The sequence below is a fragment of the Dyadobacter jiangsuensis genome, assembly GCF_003014695.1.
GTDB classification, from domain to species: Bacteria; Bacteroidota; Bacteroidia; order Cytophagales; family Spirosomataceae; genus Dyadobacter; species Dyadobacter jiangsuensis.
Window position 1 is genome coordinate 41,305 of the sequence record NZ_PYAS01000016.1, and the last position, 18,311, is coordinate 59,615.

General features: G+C 47.9%; 14 protein-coding genes. 12 read left to right on the forward strand and 2 right to left on the reverse strand.

The features are described from left to right. Positions 1-38 precede the first annotated feature (38 nt). The 3 genes from pnp to menD all read left to right on the forward strand — a co-directional run bounded on the left by pnp (position 39) and on the right by menD (position 4,899). Positions 39-2,180, forward strand: coding sequence for a polyribonucleotide nucleotidyltransferase (gene pnp / locus CLV60_RS27570; protein WP_106598629.1), 2,142 nt, complete (start codon positions 39-41; stop codon positions 2,178-2,180). Positions 2,181-2,243: 63 nt separating this feature from the next. Continuing rightward, complete coding sequence (locus tag CLV60_RS27575) at positions 2,244-3,107, forward strand: sigma-70 family RNA polymerase sigma factor (protein ID WP_015810559.1); 864 nt, start codon at positions 2,244-2,246, stop codon at positions 3,105-3,107. A gap of 82 nt (positions 3,108-3,189) precedes the next feature. Continuing rightward, positions 3,190-4,899, forward strand: coding sequence for a 2-succinyl-5-enolpyruvyl-6-hydroxy-3-cyclohexene-1-carboxylic-acid synthase (menD, locus tag CLV60_RS27580; protein WP_106598630.1), 1,710 nt, complete (start codon positions 3,190-3,192; stop codon positions 4,897-4,899). Positions 4,900-4,916: 17 nt separating this feature from the next. On the opposite strand, the gene CLV60_RS27585 is transcribed toward menD, so the two are convergent. Continuing rightward, positions 4,917-5,951: a tetratricopeptide repeat protein gene (locus CLV60_RS27585; protein WP_106598631.1), complete on the reverse strand. Its 1,035-nt coding sequence runs from the start codon at positions 5,949-5,951 to the stop codon at positions 4,917-4,919. A 28-nt stretch (positions 5,952-5,979) separates the two neighbouring features. Here CLV60_RS27585 and CLV60_RS27590 point away from each other — a divergent pair, with 28 nt between their 5' ends. The 7 genes from CLV60_RS27590 (at position 5,980) to trmB (ending at position 15,230) form a co-directional block, all read left to right on the forward strand. Beyond that, entirely contained in the window at positions 5,980-6,231 is a 252-nt protein-coding gene (locus CLV60_RS27590; RefSeq protein ID WP_106598632.1) for a hypothetical protein, read from the forward strand. 160 nt (positions 6,232-6,391) lie between these two features. Then, positions 6,392-9,403, forward strand: coding sequence for a tetratricopeptide repeat protein (locus CLV60_RS27595; RefSeq protein ID WP_229211152.1), 3,012 nt, complete (start codon positions 6,392-6,394; stop codon positions 9,401-9,403). A gap of 41 nt (positions 9,404-9,444) precedes the next feature. Continuing rightward, positions 9,445-11,115, forward strand: coding sequence for a TonB-dependent receptor (locus CLV60_RS27600; protein ID WP_106598634.1), 1,671 nt, complete (start codon positions 9,445-9,447; stop codon positions 11,113-11,115). Positions 11,116-11,145: 30 nt separating this feature from the next. Further along, complete coding sequence (locus tag CLV60_RS27605; RefSeq protein ID WP_106598635.1) at positions 11,146-12,213, forward strand: HU domain-containing protein; 1,068 nt, start codon at positions 11,146-11,148, stop codon at positions 12,211-12,213. Between the two features lie 107 nt (positions 12,214-12,320). Continuing rightward, on the forward strand, positions 12,321-13,247 hold the full coding sequence (locus CLV60_RS27610) for a hypothetical protein (protein WP_106598636.1): 927 nt from the start codon (positions 12,321-12,323) through the stop codon (positions 13,245-13,247). Between the two features lie 7 nt (positions 13,248-13,254). After that, complete coding sequence (locus CLV60_RS27615; protein ID WP_106598637.1) at positions 13,255-14,556, forward strand: bifunctional folylpolyglutamate synthase/dihydrofolate synthase; 1,302 nt, start codon at positions 13,255-13,257, stop codon at positions 14,554-14,556. A 14-nt stretch (positions 14,557-14,570) separates the two neighbouring features. Beyond that, on the forward strand, positions 14,571-15,230 hold the full coding sequence (trmB, locus tag CLV60_RS27620; RefSeq protein ID WP_106598638.1) for a tRNA (guanosine(46)-N7)-methyltransferase TrmB: 660 nt from the start codon (positions 14,571-14,573) through the stop codon (positions 15,228-15,230). A gap of 72 nt (positions 15,231-15,302) precedes the next feature. Here trmB and gap read toward each other — a convergent pair whose 3' ends face one another. Then, positions 15,303-16,316: a type I glyceraldehyde-3-phosphate dehydrogenase gene (gap, locus tag CLV60_RS27625; RefSeq protein ID WP_106598639.1), complete on the reverse strand. Its 1,014-nt coding sequence runs from the start codon at positions 16,314-16,316 to the stop codon at positions 15,303-15,305. A gap of 375 nt (positions 16,317-16,691) precedes the next feature. Here gap and CLV60_RS27630 point away from each other — a divergent pair, with 375 nt between their 5' ends. Both CLV60_RS27630 and CLV60_RS27635 read left to right on the forward strand, forming a co-directional pair. Next, positions 16,692-17,507 (forward strand): 2,3,4,5-tetrahydropyridine-2,6-dicarboxylate N-succinyltransferase, encoded by an 816-nt coding sequence (locus CLV60_RS27630; RefSeq protein WP_106598640.1) that lies wholly within the window; start codon positions 16,692-16,694, stop codon positions 17,505-17,507. A 242-nt stretch (positions 17,508-17,749) separates the two neighbouring features. Beyond that, a complete protein-coding gene (locus CLV60_RS27635) occupies positions 17,750-18,139 on the forward strand; it encodes a helix-turn-helix transcriptional regulator (protein ID WP_106598641.1) in 390 nt (129 codons plus the stop codon). Positions 18,140-18,311: the final 172 nt, after the last annotated feature.

Here is an 18,311-nt window from a genome sequence, read left to right on the forward strand (position 1 = left end):
CAGGATGGCGTTTCACAGCTACAAAAATCAAATATTCTATGCTCTTTAATATAGTTACCAAGACTATAACCTTACCGGACGGCAGGGAAATCACAATTGAAACAGGAAAATTAGCCAAACAAGCCGACGGGTCGGTAGTAGTTAGACTGGGTAACACCATGTTGCTGGCTACGGTTGTTGCTAACAAGGATATTAAGGAAGGCCTCGACTTCCTGCCATTGTCTGTTGACTATCAGGAGAAATTCGCATCTGCGGGACGTATTCCGGGAAGTTTCCAGCGCCGTGAGGGCAAGCTGTCCGATCACGAAGTTTTGACCAGCCGCCTGGTTGACCGCGTATTGCGCCCATTGTTCCCGGACGATTACCACGCGGAAGTGCAGGTAAATATCCTTTTGATCTCTGCGGATGCAGAAGCATTGCCTGACGCGCTCGCTGCATTGGCAGCATCAGCTGCATTGGCGGCGTCCGATATTCCTTTCGGCGGACCGGTTTCAGAAGTTCGCGTTGCGAAAATCGACGGCGAATACGTGATCAACCCGGGCACGACTGCATTGGCTAATGCAACCCTCGACCTCATGGTAGGCGCGACGTATAACGATATCGCGATGGTGGAAGGTGAAATGAGCGAAGTTTCCGAAGAGGAAGTGATCGAAGCATTGAAAATTGCACACGAAGCTATCAAAACCCAATGCCTTGCTTTGAAAGAATTCGAAGCGGCTGTTGGTAAAGCTGAAAAGAGAGAATACGTAGGCGATCCTGCCGACGAGGCGCTTGAAGCACGCGTTCGCGCATTCGCGTATCCTAAAATATATGCTGTCGCTCAGCAGGGTTCTACCAACAAAAACGTTAGAAAAGACGGTTTCAAAGCGGTTTGGGAAGAATTCAAAACTACTATTACGGAAGAAGAAGCTGCGGAATTCAACGAAGGTCTGGCGAAACGCTATTTCAACGACCTGGTTTGGGAAGGTTCACGCCGGTTGGTATTGGACGAAAGAATCCGTCTTGATGGCCGTCAACTCGACCAGGTAAGACCGATCGCTTCGGAAGTGGATTACCTGCCGAATGCACATGGTTCGGCATTGTTCACACGTGGTGAAACACAATCTTTGACCACAGTAACACTTGGTACCAAGCAGGACGAGCAGATCGTTGACACCCCGTTGAAATACGGTTACAGCAAATTCCTTTTGCACTACAACTTCCCAGGTTTCTCAACCGGCGAAGTGAAGCCTAACCGCGGCCCTGGCCGTCGTGAGGTAGGTCACGGTAACCTCGCATTGCGTGCATTGAAAAAAGTGCTTCCTCCCGAGGCAGACAACCCGTATACTATCCGTATCGTTTCCGATATCCTCGAATCCAACGGCTCGTCTTCCATGGCGACAGTTTGCGCAGGTTCATTGGCGCTGATGGACTCAGGTCTGAAAATCAAAGCACCTGTTTCGGGTATCGCAATGGGACTTATCTCTGACGAAGCAACCGGCAAATACGCGGTGCTTTCAGATATCCTTGGCGATGAAGATCACCTGGGAGATATGGACTTCAAAGTAACCGGAACATCGGAAGGTATCACTGCCTGCCAGATGGACATGAAGGTGAACGGTCTTTCATTTGAAGTGTTGACAGAAGCCTTGATGCAAGCCAAAGCGGGCCGTCTGCACATCCTTGGTGAAATGAACAAAACCATCACCGAAAGCCGTCCTGACCTGAAACCTCACACACCACGCGCTATCGTGATCAAGATCGATCGTGAGATGATCGGTGCGGTGATCGGACCAGGCGGAAAAGTGGTTCAGGACATTCAAAAAGAATCCGGCGCAACCATCTCTATCGAAGAGAAAGATGGCGCAGGCTTCGTAAGTATATTCTCTGCCGATAAGTCTTCCATGGATAAGGCAGTTGCACGGGTTAAAGGCATCATTCTGGTCCCTGAAATCGGTGAAATCTATACCGGTAAAGTTAAGTCGATCATGCCTTTCGGAGCGTTCGTAGAATTCCTCCCTGGCAAAGACGGTTTGTTGCACATTTCCGAGATCAAGTGGGAGCGCCTCGAAAAAATGGATGGCGTTCTGGAAGTAGGAGAAGAGGTGCAGGTGAAGCTCGTCGAAATCGACAAGAAAACCGGCAAATACCGCCTTTCACGCAAAGTATTGTTACCAAAGCCTGAGAACAAAAAAGATTAATTCAGTGTTCTTCTAGGCAGGAACGGTAAACGTCGTTATATAACATACTTAATAAAGACATAGATGAGACAGCTAAAGATCAGTAAGCAAATTACCAACCGTGAAAGTCAATCGTTAGATAAGTATTTGCAGGAGATCGGTAAGGTGGATTTGCTAACGCCGGATGAGGAGGTGACGTTAGCTCAGAAAATCAGGGATGGAGACCAGTTGGCTTTGGAACGTTTGACCAAGGCGAACCTCCGTTTCGTGGTGTCCGTTGCAAAGCAATATCAAAATCAAGGCTTGTCGTTGGGTGACCTGATCAACGAGGGTAACCTCGGTCTGATCAAGGCAGCACAGCGTTTTGACGAAACGAGGGGTTTTAAATTCATTTCATACGCAGTTTGGTGGATTCGCCAGTCGATCCTGCAAGCGTTGGCGGAGCAATCACGTATCGTACGTTTACCCCTCAACCGTGTAGGTTCACTGAACAAAATTTCGAAAACTTTCTCAGAGCTGGAACAGCGATTCGAACGCGAGCCATCACCTGAGGAGTTGGCGGAAGTATTGGAAATCTCTTCTTCTGAGGTTGTTGATACCATGAAGATCTCCGGTCGCCACGTGTCTATGGACGCGCCATTCGTACAAGGGGAAGAAAACAGCCTTTTGGACGTTCTGGAAAACGACCTGGAAGACAAACCGGATTCGGGTCTCGTGAATGAATCGCTCCGCAAAGAGGTACAGCGCGCATTGTGCACGCTTACGCAGCGCGAAGCGGACGTAATTGCCCTGTATTTCGGTCTGAATGGCGAACATGCAATGACTTTGGAAGAGATCGGGGAGAAGTTCAACCTCACTCGCGAACGCGTGCGTCAGATCAAGGAAAAAGCGATCCGCAGATTGCGCCACGTTTCCAGAAGCAAAGCTTTGAAAACCTATTTGGGTTAATGCATATTTCAATGCAAACCTTCTAATTACTTTAATAGCCTCTTTCGGGAGGCTATTTTCATTTTCAGACAGGAAGTTTTCCATGGCTATTTTACAACCTTTGATCGACATGGCGGAAATCTGCTACCGGCAGGGAATCCGCCATGTCGTTATTTCACCAGGCTCGCGCAGCGCTGCGCTTACGCTCGCATTCGCGCGTCACGGAGGCTTCCAGGCGCACGTGTGTATGGACGAGCGCTCGGCAGGCTTCATTGCCCTTGGAATGGCCCAGCAAATCGATTCTCCGGTGGTTTTGATCTGTACCTCGGGTAGTGCGGCATACAACTTTGCTCCGGCCGTTTCTGAGGCGTTTTTTCAGCAAATACCGTTGCTGGTACTCACAGCCGACCGGCCGAAAGAATGGCAGCACCAATATGACGGACAGACGATCTATCAGACGGGCATTTTCGGGCAGCATGTGAAGCGTTCCTTCGAAATATCGCCGGATTACCAGCATTCCGACGTACAATGGGCGATCAACCGGGTTACGAATGAGGCGATTAACCTGGCGTCAGTCAGTCCGAATGGCCCCGTGCATATTAATGTGCCCATCCGGGAGCCGTTCTATCCGTCTGCCAATGAGGATTTCATTGCCTCCGGTGACGTGAGGATTATCAATAGGCAGGAGAAAGAGATCGTGTGGCCGCAGGCGGTTTGGGAAGAGCTGCTCGACGAGTGGGAAAGCGCGTCTAGAATCCTAATAGCTGGCGGCCAGGGGAAGCCGGATGCTGCTTTAAATGGGGTACTGGATCGGATTAACGAGGAGTGGCAGATTCCAGTATTGGGTGATTGCATCGCTAACTTGTCCGGAAAGGAAGTCATTCGTCACCACGATCTCTTTTTAGGTTCAAAGGAGGTCGAAAACCTCCGCCCCGATTTGCTGATTACGTTCGGAATGTCGTTCCTTTCAAAGGAATTCAAGCAGTTTATCCGTAAAAATCCCCCGCGCTACCATTGGAATGTCAGTGAGGATACTTATCTGGCCGATCCATTCCAGTCGGTAACGAGGGATATCCCCGGGAATGCGGCTTTATTTTTCGGTAAATTATTTGAAAAGCTTGATTATCAGTCTTTTGTTGAGAACTCAGACTTGGGGCATGACACTTCATTTCAATCATTATGGTTGCAAAATGAGCGAAATGCATGCCAAAAAAAGTACGAAATGCTGAAAAGTCTATCAGTGTTCAGTGATTTAACTTTGTTAGATTCAATATTTAAGTTTATAAAAGATAATCATCAGTTACATATTGCCAATAGCATGTCTGTTCGATATGCGAACGTGCTGGCGGTCGAAAACGAATGGTCGGGGGTGTTGGCGAATAGGGGAACAAGTGGTATCGATGGATGCGTAAGTACCGCAATCGGGGCGGCCAGGGTGAACGGCAAACGGACCTTACTGATCACAGGCGACGTTGCGTTTCTCTACGACCGAAATGGCTTGCTCACCGATAACCTTCCACAGAACCTGAAAATCGTTGTGCTGAACAACGCCGGCGGAAACATTTTCCGGATGATCGACGGCCCGGGAAGTTTGCCGGAGCTGGAAACTTTCTTCGAGACCAGGCATTCGTTCTCGGCAAAACGCACCTGTGAAGATTCGGGGATTGCATATTTCCGTGTTTCCGATCTGTCGGATACGGAAGGGATTGTGAAGGAATTTCTGGATTTCGACGGGATCGCCCTCCTGGAAGGATTCACCGATCCCGCCGAAAACACGCGAGCCTGGAAGGCATTAAAACGTGCGGCTCACTAGGAGTATCGGGGCAGTTGCTACCGACAGTATTTGGCGGCCTCGGCAGTAGCGAGGGAGTCTTTTAACACGACTCCCTGCTTCCATATTTTACACGCCTCTGCGGTGTTTTTTTGTGCCAGATAGGCCTGCCCGGTCAATCCGTAGAGCAATTCCACAGGCTCTGCTATTTCGATGGCCTTATTGAATGCATTCAACGCCTCTGAGCTATTTCCTTGCTGCTGGTAATAGATGCCCAGGTTACGCAGCGCATAGCCGTTTTTAGGCAGCTTATCCAGCGATTTTTCAATAAGCACGCGAGCCTCTTCCGGCTTGCCTGTTTGCAGCAATGCGTAGGCCTTGTTATTGAGTGAATAGGGCTCGGCAGGATCGCGGCCAAGCACCTGGTCGAAGTACGAGATTGCCACCGGCCACTGCTTGTTTTTGGAGGCAATGAGCCCTAGGTTGTTCAATGCCTGCGGTTGTGCGGGATCCAGGGCTACGGCAGTTTCGAAATCCAGCCTTGCCTCATTGTATGAGCCCATCCGGTAATACACAGCGCCGCGGTTTACGTATGCTTCCGTGTTTGTCTTGCTCAATTGCACGGCGCGATCATATTCAGGAATGGCCAGCGACGAGTTACCTTGCGCGTCGAGCAGATTACCCTTTACGAGATGGAAGCGGGTAGAGTCCTTATATTCCTTTTCAATCTGTTCCAGATCGGCTTTGGCATCGTTCAGACGGCCCAAATCCAGTGATGCTTCCGCCCGGACGAGATTTGCCTGTACGAGTGTAGGATCAAGGCGGATCGCTTCTGTTAAAATCTCATGGGCATCTTCAACGCGACCCAATTTCAACAAAGTTATTCCCTTGTTGAGATAGGCGTCCGAAAAATCTGCATTTTTGGCAATCGCTTCGTCGTACAGCCTCAATGCTTCGGCATAGTTCTTTTGACCGAGAGCCTGATTGCCTTTCAGGAAAAAATCAGCCGCATCTTTTTTGCTCTGGCTTGTACAGTTTAGTAATGTTAGTACTAAAAAAAGTAGCTGAATTAAAGTATTGAATTTGAATAACATATAATTAGTAATAGTAAGAACACCAGTTATGAGGTACATCAAGGACATCCCTAACCCTCGCTACAAAATCGGTCTTTACCAATGGAACAGCAAGTACATCATCAAGATCGAATCAGGAATGTATGAGCAAACTTACAAAATCGATGATTACGAAGTAGCGTCGACAGAAGAGCTGGAAGCCTGTATGGACGAAGCTTTCACACAAGCCGTCGCTTCCCGGTTCGATGCCATGCATGCTGATTTCAACGGCACGTTAGTCCGGAATAATGTGCTTTTTTAGCGCTTCCGGCGTATTTCCGACAAGCAGACGTATACGGTTTTAAAGCGCTTTTCGTTAGATAGCAAACAATTTTAAGCGGTAAGTGAGGACCAAAATATTCTTTTGTCAGGATATGGCAGACCACAAAAACTTAATTCAAAACTCCACCAACTCAGTATCTATGGTTTTTAAACGCAGCGCCTCCACCATCGGCATGTTTGTATGTGTAGGCGCGTCTTCCGTAGTAGCCCAGAATACGCTTAGTATTACGGAGCCGGAAGCACATTTTCGCAACGGCCTCGAATATTACGCAAAGTCCAATTACGTAGCTGCAAGGCAGGAATTCGGCGAATTCCTGAATTCGCAGGATAAGTTGCTCAGCACGAGCGATTACAATAAGGTTACGGCCGAGTATTATGTGGCTGTAACAGGCCTATATCTGAACTATCCCGAGGCCGAAGTGCAGGTTGACAGGTTTGTCAAGAACCACGCCGAACACCCCAAAGCGCAGCTTATTTACAGTGATTTGGGAAAGTATTATTATGAAAGCGGCAACTACGAAAAGGCCATTACGTACCTGGAAAAGGCAGTAGACTTACCGGGGGCAGGAGCGGGGAGGCTGGAAAGCACCTACCGCCTCGCGATGTCTTATTACAATACCAAGCAACCTGATCTCGCTCTTCCGTTGTTCAACCAGGTGAAAGCAGAGGTGGGTTTCGAGCATGCGGGCGATGCATCTTTCTACGCCGGCGTCATCAATTATCAGAAAAATAACTTCGAAGAAGCCTATCAGGATTTCAAGCGGATTGAAGAGCATCCTTATTATAAGAATGAGGCCCCTAACTGGATCATTTCTTCGCTGTATCAGCTTAAAAAGTTTGATGAGCTCCTTGCCTACGGTGAACGCATTCTTGGTGCGCAGCGGGGTAACACCAAGCTCGACGATGTTGCTTTGTATGTAGCAGAGGTCTATTACGAGAAAGGGGATTATGCTAATGCCGTTAAAGCTTACGAGCGCTACAAGCGTATGAAGCCAGGTGCAGTACCGCCGACAGTGGCCTTGCATTATGGCCACGCGCAGTTCCGCAACAACAACTTTGAGGGAGCAATAACCTCATTGAAGCCAATCGGAAACGGCAAGGACTCTGTTTCGCAGTACGCTTCATATATACTGGGAATCAGCAACTTAAAGACTACTAATTTAAGTAATGCTTTAACATCATTCGGCAATGCTGCGTCATTGGATTTCAACCAGGTAGTGAAAGAAGAAGCGACTTATAACCATGCAAAAGTGCAGCTGGAACTCGGTAATAACACCGATGCCGTAAAGGAGCTGAATAACTACATGGCGAAGTACCCGGAAAGCAAACATACCGAGGAAGCGACCGAATTAGTGGCCGAAGGATACGCCAGCGCCAGCAATAGTTCGGCAGCGATAAAGTACATTGAGGGCCTGAAATCGCGTAATGCTAAAATAAATAGTACCTATCAGAGGCTGACTTATAACCAGGGTGTGACGGATTTCAATGCGGGACGCTTTGAACCTGCAATTGAAATGTTCGAGAAGTCGCTGAAATACCCGATCGACGTGGAGCTTTTCAATTCCGCATCGTTTTACAAGGCGGAGTCGGTTTATGGGTTAAAGCGTGTCGATGAAGCGGCGACGCTGTACAACCAGATTGCCAAGAACCCCAAAGCAGGCATTTACTCGAAGAAAAGCTTGTACGCTTTGGGATATATTTATTATAACCAAAAGAAATACAGCCAGGCGCTGCCCTACTTCCGAGACTTTACCAACAACATCGAAGGAATGGAGGCGGATATGATCGAGGACGCACATGCGAGACTGGCCGACTGCTACCTCGCTGCCAAGAACTACAACGAGGCCATCCGTACGTACGAGCAGGTAGCAGCGAAAGGTAAAGTGGATAAGGATTACGCGTTGTTCCAGAAAGCTCGCGCCTATGTGTACATGAACCGCGAGGCGGAAGCAAAACGCCAGTTCGAGTTGCTGATCAGCCAGTACCCGCAGTCGAAGCACCTGGACAATGCCTACTTCCAGCTGGCAGACATCGATTTCCAAAACCAGAGCTATTCGGCAGCGGTGAAGGGTTTTACCCGGATGATCAACGAGAAGCCGAAAAGCACGCTTATTCCGGCTGCGTTGCTGCGCCGCGCACAGTCATATTACAACTTGCAGGTGTACGAGCAGGCAATCGTCGATTTTCGCAAGATCCTGACCGAATATTCCGATTCGCCGTCTGCTGAAAGCGCATTGGAAGGTATCCAGGAAAGCTACTCGGCAGTGGGGCGTCCGGAGGAGTTCAACCAGGTGCTGGGTGTTGTGCGTAAAAACAACCCTGGCAACGAGAAGCTGGAAGGTGTGGAGTTCGACAATGTGCGTAACCTGTATTACGCCGAGAAGTACGATAATGCGATTACGGCATTACAGGCTTTCTTGCAAAGTTACCCCGCCAGCAAGCACCAGTATGATGCTACTTATTTCATCGCTTCATCATACGACAAGACTAACCGCGTGAATGAAGCACTTCAATATTACGGTAAAGTGGTTCAGCAAAACCGCTCGCAGTTTGTTGGAGCAGCAGCGCAGCGTTCGGCTGAGCTGGAAATCGGTCGCGGTAACTTCAACAATGCGGTGACGAGCTTCCGGGTGCTTTCGCGCAATGCCGAAAACAAGAAGGATCAGGCTACTGCATGGACCGGCCTGATGGATACGTATTTCACATTGAAAAGCTACGACTCGACGCTGTATTATGCGAAAGAGATCATTAACATGGGCAATATCGTTCCTGCAAGCCTCGGAAAGGCGCACCTGTACCTCGGTAAGGTACCTTACGAGAAGGGCGATTTGAAAAAGGCCGGCGAAGAGTTCCGAAAAGTTTCGGCTTCATCCAAAGATGAGTTCGGTGCGGAAGCAGCTTACTGGTCGGCCATGGTCCTCTACAAAGAGAAGAAATACAAGGAAGCGGAGACTGCCATCATTGATATGGGTAAAAATTTCGAGGGATACGACTTCTGGCGCGCACGCTCGTTTATCCTGCTTGCGGACGTGTACGTGGGCATGAACGAGAAGGTTCAGGCGAAGGCGACGCTTAACTCCATTATCGAGAATTCCGATGATAAGGAGGCGGTTGAAATGGCCAAAGAGAAGTTGAACAAAATTGAAAAGTAACCCGTGAATTACGGTTTCATTAAACAGAAAAACCCGTTACCATGACGCATTCCAAGATATTACGTTCCTCCCTGTTTTTGCTGGCGCTGGGTTTCTCTTCCCAGTTCGCGGTTGCGCAAAAAGGAGAGATTGAAAGCCAGACATACGAAATTTTAAAGGATAAAAGCATAGAATTTGCCCCGGCCGACCGGGTTTTCGACAAGGTGCAGCCAGTGAAAGGCGAAACCGGCAAGAAGAAGGTGTCTTATCAGATCATCGATCCGGAAATCAACATCGCTTCCCCGAAACTCACCCCGGCGGTAGCTGCTTCGTCGGACGAGCAGAGCCGCAAGGACGAGCCCGATGTGCTGAACAATTACGTGAAAGCAGGCGGCGGTAACTACGGCCGTTTCCTTGGCGAACTGTTTGTGGGGGGAAGACCCAAGGAAGACCTCGCATATACCGTGCAGCTGAAACACCTTTCAGCCGCGAACGGGCCCGTAGATGGTAAGAATTCGGCTAATGCAGCCACCGGTTTCAAGATTGGCGGCAAGTATATCCGTTCTAAGTATAAAGTCGATGCAGGCTTCAATTTTGACCGCAAGAACTATTACTTCTACGGCTACAAACCGCAACCGGAAGGTGTGATAGTGGACCGCGATACGATTCGCCAGACGCTCAACCAGTTTGGGTTCAATCTGGGCTTTGAAAACACCGACGCTTCGGTACTGGTGGATTATTCGGTGAAAACGAGCCTGAATACGCTGAAAGACCGCTACAATGCGTCGGAAATCGATTGGGGGACTAACCTCACGGCCTCGGTACCTATTTCAGAAACGTTTTTTGCATTGCTGGAAGCCGACGCTTATGTGTCGCAGCGTGTCGATTACTTTACCTACAACCGTAACTTGTTCCGTGTTAAACCTACGTTCAAGTACGTGAACGACATGTTCTCGGTTTCGGCAGGTATTAATGCTGTTAATGAGACGGATAGCCAGCTGGATATCAACCGCACGAAGGCATTTCCTGCTGTCAACCTGGATGTGACCCCGTTTTCAGGCATACACATTTTCGCAGGCTGGAATGGCGATATCGTACGGAATACGCTGAGAAGCATGCTGAGCGAGAACCAGTGGCTCGGACCAAATGTGCTCGTGATGAATACCGAAAAGACTTCGGATATCAGCGCAGGAGTGAAAGGCGAGACCGGCACCGGCATTAACTACGAGGGTAAAGTGGCTTACACCTCTTATCGGAATTTTTACTCTTACAACAACTCGCTATCGGATACCTCACGTTTCTCGGCCATTTACGATCCGGGTAAGACCAAGGTGCTGACGATTTCCGCGCAGGCCGGATATAATTTCAATGAGTTGTTCAAAACTTCCCTGAAGGCGAATTTCTTCGATTATGCGGTGGATAAGGTGGAAGAACCATGGCATCGTCCTGACCTTACTTTGAACTGGTTCAATGCCCTTACCATCAGCAAAAAGCTCTTTGTAACGGCGGATTTTTATATGCTGAGAGGGTTGAAAGCGAAAAATTTTCAGACCGGAGAAGTGACAAAACTTCCGGTAATCGCCGACCTGAATCTTAAAATCGACTACCTGTTAACCAGGAACTTCTCTGCATTTGTGAACCTGAACAACGTATTGGGTAAACGTTACCAGCGGTATCAATACTACCCGCAACAAGGCCTGAACTTTATTGCGGGATTGTCTTTTTCTTTTTAACTTCGCTCAGTTAACACCAAACTTTGCTTCATGATAGCAGTCGAAACAGTCATTCGGAAACTCATTGGAGAATACGAATTCGTGATCATTCCCGGCTTCGGTGCCTTGCTCTCGCATCAGGTACCTGCGGTTTATGATGGTAATTCGGGGATTTTCGCGCCGCCTGTCAAAAGACTTGCGTTTAATGAGTATTTGAAGCTGGATGATGGCTTGCTGGCAAACTACATTTCGCGTCACGAGAAGGTGACACACGCAGATGCGGTGGATTACATCAAGGGTTATACCGATCGCCTGAGATCCGGCCTCGATATTAACGGCGAAGCCAGCATTGCAGGTATTGGTGAGTTCAAACAGAATGTGGAAGGCAAGTTGGTGTTTGAACCTAACACAGGTAAGTACTTTAAAGATGAGTGGTACGGCTTCGAGAAGATCAAAGCAGCTGTAACACAGGCTCGTCCGGTTGCTGCATTAAACCCGGCACAATACATCAGCGACGATGTTGAAGTGGTTGAACTGGAAACCGAAGCACGGCCGCGTCGCTGGACAGGCTGGGCTGCGGCGGCGGTAATCGCAGGTTTGCTTTGCGGATTGAGCTTTTTTCTGGTCAATACGGAGAATGAATATATCAAGAGCACGCTGAACCCGTTCTCGGAAATGTTCAGCCGTAAAGAAGCTGCTGAAACAACCGTGGTAAAGAACGAGGAAGTTGAAGCGCCGAAACCAGCACCAGTTGCCGAAGTGGTTGCAGCGAAAGTGGATTCCATGCCGGTAGACTCAGCGCCTGTCGCTACAACTGAAACCGCTACAACCGTACCGACTACATTACCTGCCGTAGCGGAGGCCAAGCCTGGGGAGGTAGCTTCTGCGAAATTTTACGTGGTCGCCGGTGCATTCAAAGGAACCAAACAAGCAAATGTTTTGCTCGCACAGCTGAAAGAAAAAGGACTCACAAAAGCATTGATTATCCCCGGAGACGAACGCAGCAAGAAAGTGAAGGTTGCCGTGGATGGGTTTGACAATGAATCGGATGCCTACCGCGCTGCCAACGAACTGAAAAAGGTAATCGGCGAAGCAGGTTGGGTTTTCAAGAAAAAATAAGGTTCTAAACCTGGAAATAGAGAAAGGAGGTCAGTCGACCTCCTTTTTTGTTGCATACGTTTTTTACTACTTTTACGTTTTCCGAAAGAAAACCCATTTTTTGATAAATGATCACATTACAGGCAGAAGACCGGCAGCGAATCGCAATATCATGGGCGTGGTCCTTCGGGATTACCGCGGCCATGTTGGGCATATTCTTTTTCATCCGTCTTAGCTCATCACTTCCGAAAGTCGAACCCATGGAGTTGTTCGTCGAGGTCAACTACGGAACCAGTAAAGTGGGAAGAGGGGACGTGCAGACCTACAATAAACCCAACGACAGCAAGGTAAGAGAGAACATGAAAGCGGATGCGGAAGAGGTTAAAAAGGTGAAATCGGTAGCTACGCCGAAGCCGACACCTCCCACACCGCCTAAAATAGAATCGCCAAAGCCTGCAAAAACCGTCGCTGAGAAGCCCGCGATAACTTCTAAGGTAGAGAGCCCGGTGGAAGCTCCGGAGAAGACTGACGTGAAAAAATCGACTGGTAGTGAAAACGCTTCGGCACCCGTGTCGAAACCAGCTCCGGAGAAGGCCGTCAACAAGGATGCATTATTCAGCAAATCTTCCGGCAGCAAATCAGGAAGCAACGGTACGAATGGAACCAAGACAGGCATTGGCGGTAACAATAATGGCGACGACGCGGAAGGTGTAGGTGATAAAGGATCCAAAACCGGTAGCCTTTTCGCCAAAACCTACAAAGGCGAAGGCGGCGGAGGTGGAACGAACGTGGGGCTTAACCTATCGGGTTGGAGCTGGTCCAGAAGACCGGTTGTAGATGATAATTCGGATGCCACGGGTGATATTACCTTCAAAATTACCGTCGATCGCAATGGCCGTGTGAAGAGCGTGATTACCCAGGCGACAACTGTTACCGATTATGCGGTGGTCAACAAGTATAAGAGCGCCGTCAGGGACCTCACTTTCGTGCCGAAATCGGCCAATGTGCCAGATGAATCGATTGGTACCATTACTTTTAAAATACGTTCACGTTAATACCTAAATGACATATCAGGAAACGATCGGATATCTGTACGACAGATTGCCGGTTTTTCAGAATATCGGGGCCCGTGCTTTCAAGCCGGGCCTTCATACTACCAGGGAATTGTGTAAATCCCTCGGCGATCCACAGGACAAGTATCCCACCATCCATGTTGCCGGCACCAACGGTAAGGGAAGTACGTCGCATATGCTGGCTGCTATCCTGCAAGAGTCGGGATATCGGGTGGGATTGTATACTTCCCCTCATTTAAAGGACTTTCGTGAGCGCATACGCGTAAATGGCGCGTGTGTACCCGAGGAGTTCATTATCGAGTTTGTTGCTGATCAAAAATCTAACATCGATAGATTATCTCCTTCCTTCTTTGAGGTGACTGTGGCAATGGCTTTTTCCTATTTTGAGAGAGCGAATGTGGACGTGGCCGTGATAGAAGTGGGTATGGGCGGCCGGCTGGATTCGACGAATGTGATCACACCGGAGCTATCGGTTATTACCAATATTAGCTTCGACCATATGCAATTCCTGGGCGATACGCTGGGCAAAATCGCCGGCGAGAAAGCAGGAATTATCAAAAACGGTGTTCCGGTTGTGGTAAGTGAATACCAGAATGCGGAGATCGGGGACGTAATTACCGCAGCGGCCAAGACCTCAAATGCACCATTGACGTTTGCGTCCAATGCATTTGAGGTGAAGTTTGGCAAACTCGCAGCGGGTAAGATGCTCGTGGATGTGATAGAAAAGGTTTCGGGAGCTACTGTCTCAAAGGACCTGGCGGCGGACCTGACCGGCTCGTACCAATTGAAGAACATTGCCGGGGTATGGGCTGCGAAAGAAGTACTTGTTAAAAAAGGCTGGAAAATAACAGACGATTCGGTTAAAAGGGCACTACAATCCGTAAGTGCGATCACAGGGCTGAAAGGACGCTGGCAGCAGCTGCGCCAAAATCCTGACGTTTATTGTGATACGGCACACAATACCGCGGGGCTCACCATCACCCTGGCTCAATTCGATACGCTTTGTGAAGGAAGAAAGCGGTTTGTAATCGGCTTTGTCGGCGATAAGGATATTTCGACCATGTTATCGCTGTTTCCCAGGGATGCGGAATATTACTTCTGTGAGCCCTCCAACATGCGGGCGTTAAAGGCGGAAGAATTGCGATCCAGAGCCCTTGAACACGGCTTGGCAGGAAAGACCTTCGGAAATGTAAACGAAGCGCTGGAAGAGGCTGTCAGGGATTCCGCATCGACCGACGCAATTTACGTTGGCGGTAGTACCTTTGTAGTCGCAGACATTGAAAGTTTATAGAGCATACAAGTATAATGGCAAGAAGAAAGTTACATCATTACAAGTTTAGTGAGCAGGCAGAAAATGTGGTTCAAGTAGGGAAACCGCTCTACTCGGAAGTAAAAGGCAATTGGAACAAGCTATACTTTAACAACGAAAGTCCGATTGTAGTGGAGCTGGCGTGCGGCAAAGGGGAATATACAATTGGATTGGGTAAGAAATTCCCGGAAAAGAACTTCATCGGTGTCGATATCAAGGGCGACCGGATCGCGCGGGGTAGCGCGCTCGCTACCGAGCAGAATTTATCGAATGTCGCTTTCCTCCGGGCAGGTATTCAATATTCGCAAGAGTTTTTCGGAGAAGGGGAATTGAGTGAGATCTGGCTCATTCATCCCGACCCGCAGGTACGGGATCGCAACGAGAAATACCGGCTTACCAACCCAAGTTTCCTCGCTAAATATGCGGGATTCCTGAAAGAAGGAGGGATGTTTTTTCTTAAAACAGACAGCGATTTCCTGTATGAATACACATTGCAGACACTCGCCGAAGCGCCGAATTTCCGCATTATCGAGCATACCTACGATTTGTACCAGTCGCATTTGCTGGACGAGCATCATGGTGTACGTACGCATTACGAAGGCATTTTCACGGCCAAGGGTTATACCATCAAATACATTAAAGCAGAGCTCGTCTAGCACGAGCTATACAGAAAAGGGCCCGTTCCAGCATATGCCGGGACGGGCCCTTTTGTATTAAAGTATGTTATATTACTTCTGGATCAAGCCGGCGAAGTAGTAAACAGTTCTTACAAGCTGAGACACGTAAGACATTTCGTTGTCGTACCATGAAACAGTTCTAACAAGCTGAACGTCACCTACTTTCTGAACGCGAGTCTGAGTAGCGTCGAACAGTGAACCGTAGCTGATACCGATGATATCGCTGCTCACGATTTCGTCTTCTGTGTAACCGTAGCTTTCGTTGGCGGCTTCTTTCATAGCAGCATTGATTTCTTCAACGCTGGTTTCACGGCCCAAAACAACAGTCAATTCAGTCAATGAACCTGTAAGAGTAGGAACGCGCTGAGCGGAGCCGTCGAGTTTACCTTTCAGTGAAGGCAATACCAAGCCGATCGCTTTTGCAGCACCGGTGCTGTTTGGAACGATGTTTTGTGCAGCGGCTCTTGCTCTTCTCAAATCACCTTTCGGGTGTGGAGCATCCTGGGTGTTTTGGTCGTTAGTATAGGCGTGGATGGTAGTCATCAAGCCGTTAACAATACCAAACTTGTCTTCCAATACCTGCGCCATTGGAGCAAGGCAGTTAGTAGTACAAGATGCACCGCTGATGATGGTTTCAGAACCGTCGAGAATGTTGTGGTTTACATTGAAAACGATTGTTTTCAGGTCACCGGTAGCAGGAGCGGAGATAACCACTTTTTTAGCACCTGCTTTGATGTGTGCACTTGCAGATTCTGCGCTGGTGAAGAAACCAGTACATTCGAGAACTACATCAACATCGTGTTGAGCCCAGGGAATTTGCGAAGGATCGCGTTGTGCGTAGATTACGATGTTTTCGCCGTTTACGACAACTGAATTGTCGGTAGACTTAACATCTGCGTCGAAACGTCCTTGTGCAGTATCGTATTTGAGGAGGTGTGCTAACACTTTTGGACTTGTCAAATCATTGATGGCTACGATATCGATGCCCTCCATGTTATAGATTTGACGGTAAACAAGGCGACCGATGCGGCCAAATCCGTTGATTGCGACTTTTACTTTTGACATATCGAGGTAGATTGGTTATTTCAGCCGCAATATTAATAAAAATGTATGCGGATGAAAAGCATATACAGGAAATATAACAAATTAGGTATTTACGAGTCAAAAAGACACCGCGTTTAGTAAATTAGTAAAACGCAGTGCAAAATTTTAGTAACCTGAGCTATTTAAATTACTAAATATAGTAGCTAATCTATATCCTTATTCTTCCTTTTGCTGCTTTGATTCTACATTAATAACTTATAATATTGTGCCATAGTTCCTGCTCTCGTGAGTGTGGTGCGCTGCTAGTAAATCAATATTTCGGTTTTATATTAATTCTGCGCATAACTATCTGATTTACAATCAATTAAATGATTATTATTAACTCTATACTTTAACATGAATTTTACTGAACAAATTGAGAATTACTGGGCGAACCGGGAATTATTGAAAGAAGAATCAGCAAAGAATTTTATCCGCGATATCATAGAGGAGGTTGATAAAGGAAGGCTGCGTGTGGCGGAGCCCAATGCTAATGGGGGATGGATTGTTAATGAAGCGCTAAAAAAAGCCATCATTCTCTACTTCCCAATTCAGCAAATGCACGTGAGTGAAGTTGGGATTTTCGAGTACCACGATAAAATGAAACTAAAATCCGGCTACGAGCAGCTTGGAGTAAGGGTAGTGCCGCCGGCTGTGGCCCGCTATGGTGCTTATATCTCCAAAGGAGTAGTGCTCATGCCATCCTATGTAAACATCGGTGCCTATATAGATGAAGGTACAATGGTGGATACCTGGGCAACCGTAGGAAGCTGCGCACAGATTGGAAAGAACGTTCACTTGAGCGGCGGAGTAGGAATAGGAGGGGTACTCGAACCAGTTCAGGCAGCTCCCGTAATTATTGAAGATGGTGCTTTCATCGGCTCGCGTTGCATTGTTGTGGAAGGTGCCCGTGTTGGAAAAAGAGCCGTTTTGGGCGCAGGAGTAACGATTACAGGTAGCTCAAAAATCATCGACGTTACCGGCAGCGAGCCTGTGGAATACAAAGGATATATACCTGAGGATTCTGTTGTAATCCCTGGAACATTGCCCAAGGAGTTTGCGGCAGGTACTTACCACGTACCTTGCGCATTGATCATCGGCAAGCGTAAACCAAGCACAGACCTCAAAACTTCACTGAATGATGCGCTTCGCGACAATAGCGTAGCGGTGTAGTTCTCCGGAAAATCATCCGAATAACGCAATCTGAGTGCGGCATGAAATCTTCGTGCCGCACTTATTTTTTTGCCCGAACCTGTCATTTACAAATGTATTCATACAACAATTATATAGTTTATGATTTACAACTGACATCTATTTACTTATTCAAATTAGTCATGTTGTAGTAATTAACTTTTATATATTGCAATTTTAATTCGCAGTGTTTACTTTTGTAATCACATTTTATAAATTACAACATGGATCTCACTGACAAGATTAAACAGATACTGATTGACAAAAATATCACCCCGTCGCTCTTTGCTGATGAAATAGGGATACAACGATCGAGTATGTCACATATACTTGCGGGAAGAAACAAGCCGAGTCTGGACATGGTACAAAAAATTGTAAAGCGCTTCCCCGACCTCGGCATCAGTTGGATTCTGGACGACGAGCCACTGCCTGCCACAGCCCCCGCGACAGTTAATGAACCCGTCTTAGAATCGCGTAAAAAAGCAGTTCCCGCTCCGCAGCCCACACAGCCGAATGTCGTTAAGGAGAAACCGGTCGTTTTACCGGACAAAAAGATCGAAAAAGTGCTTATTTTCTATTCTGACGGCACTTTTCAGGAATTCAAACAAGGGTGACAAAAGGACGGCACCAAATTCAATATTCCGTCATAGCAGCTCTCCGATGCCATTTTAAACTCAAAATCGTTTCGATGCCGGCCAGCGGCATCGAAATGCGAAACGTATCACTACTACCGTCACTCGATTCCCAAAAAGATCCGACTGCGTCGTTGTAACGCTCGTCCCTTCC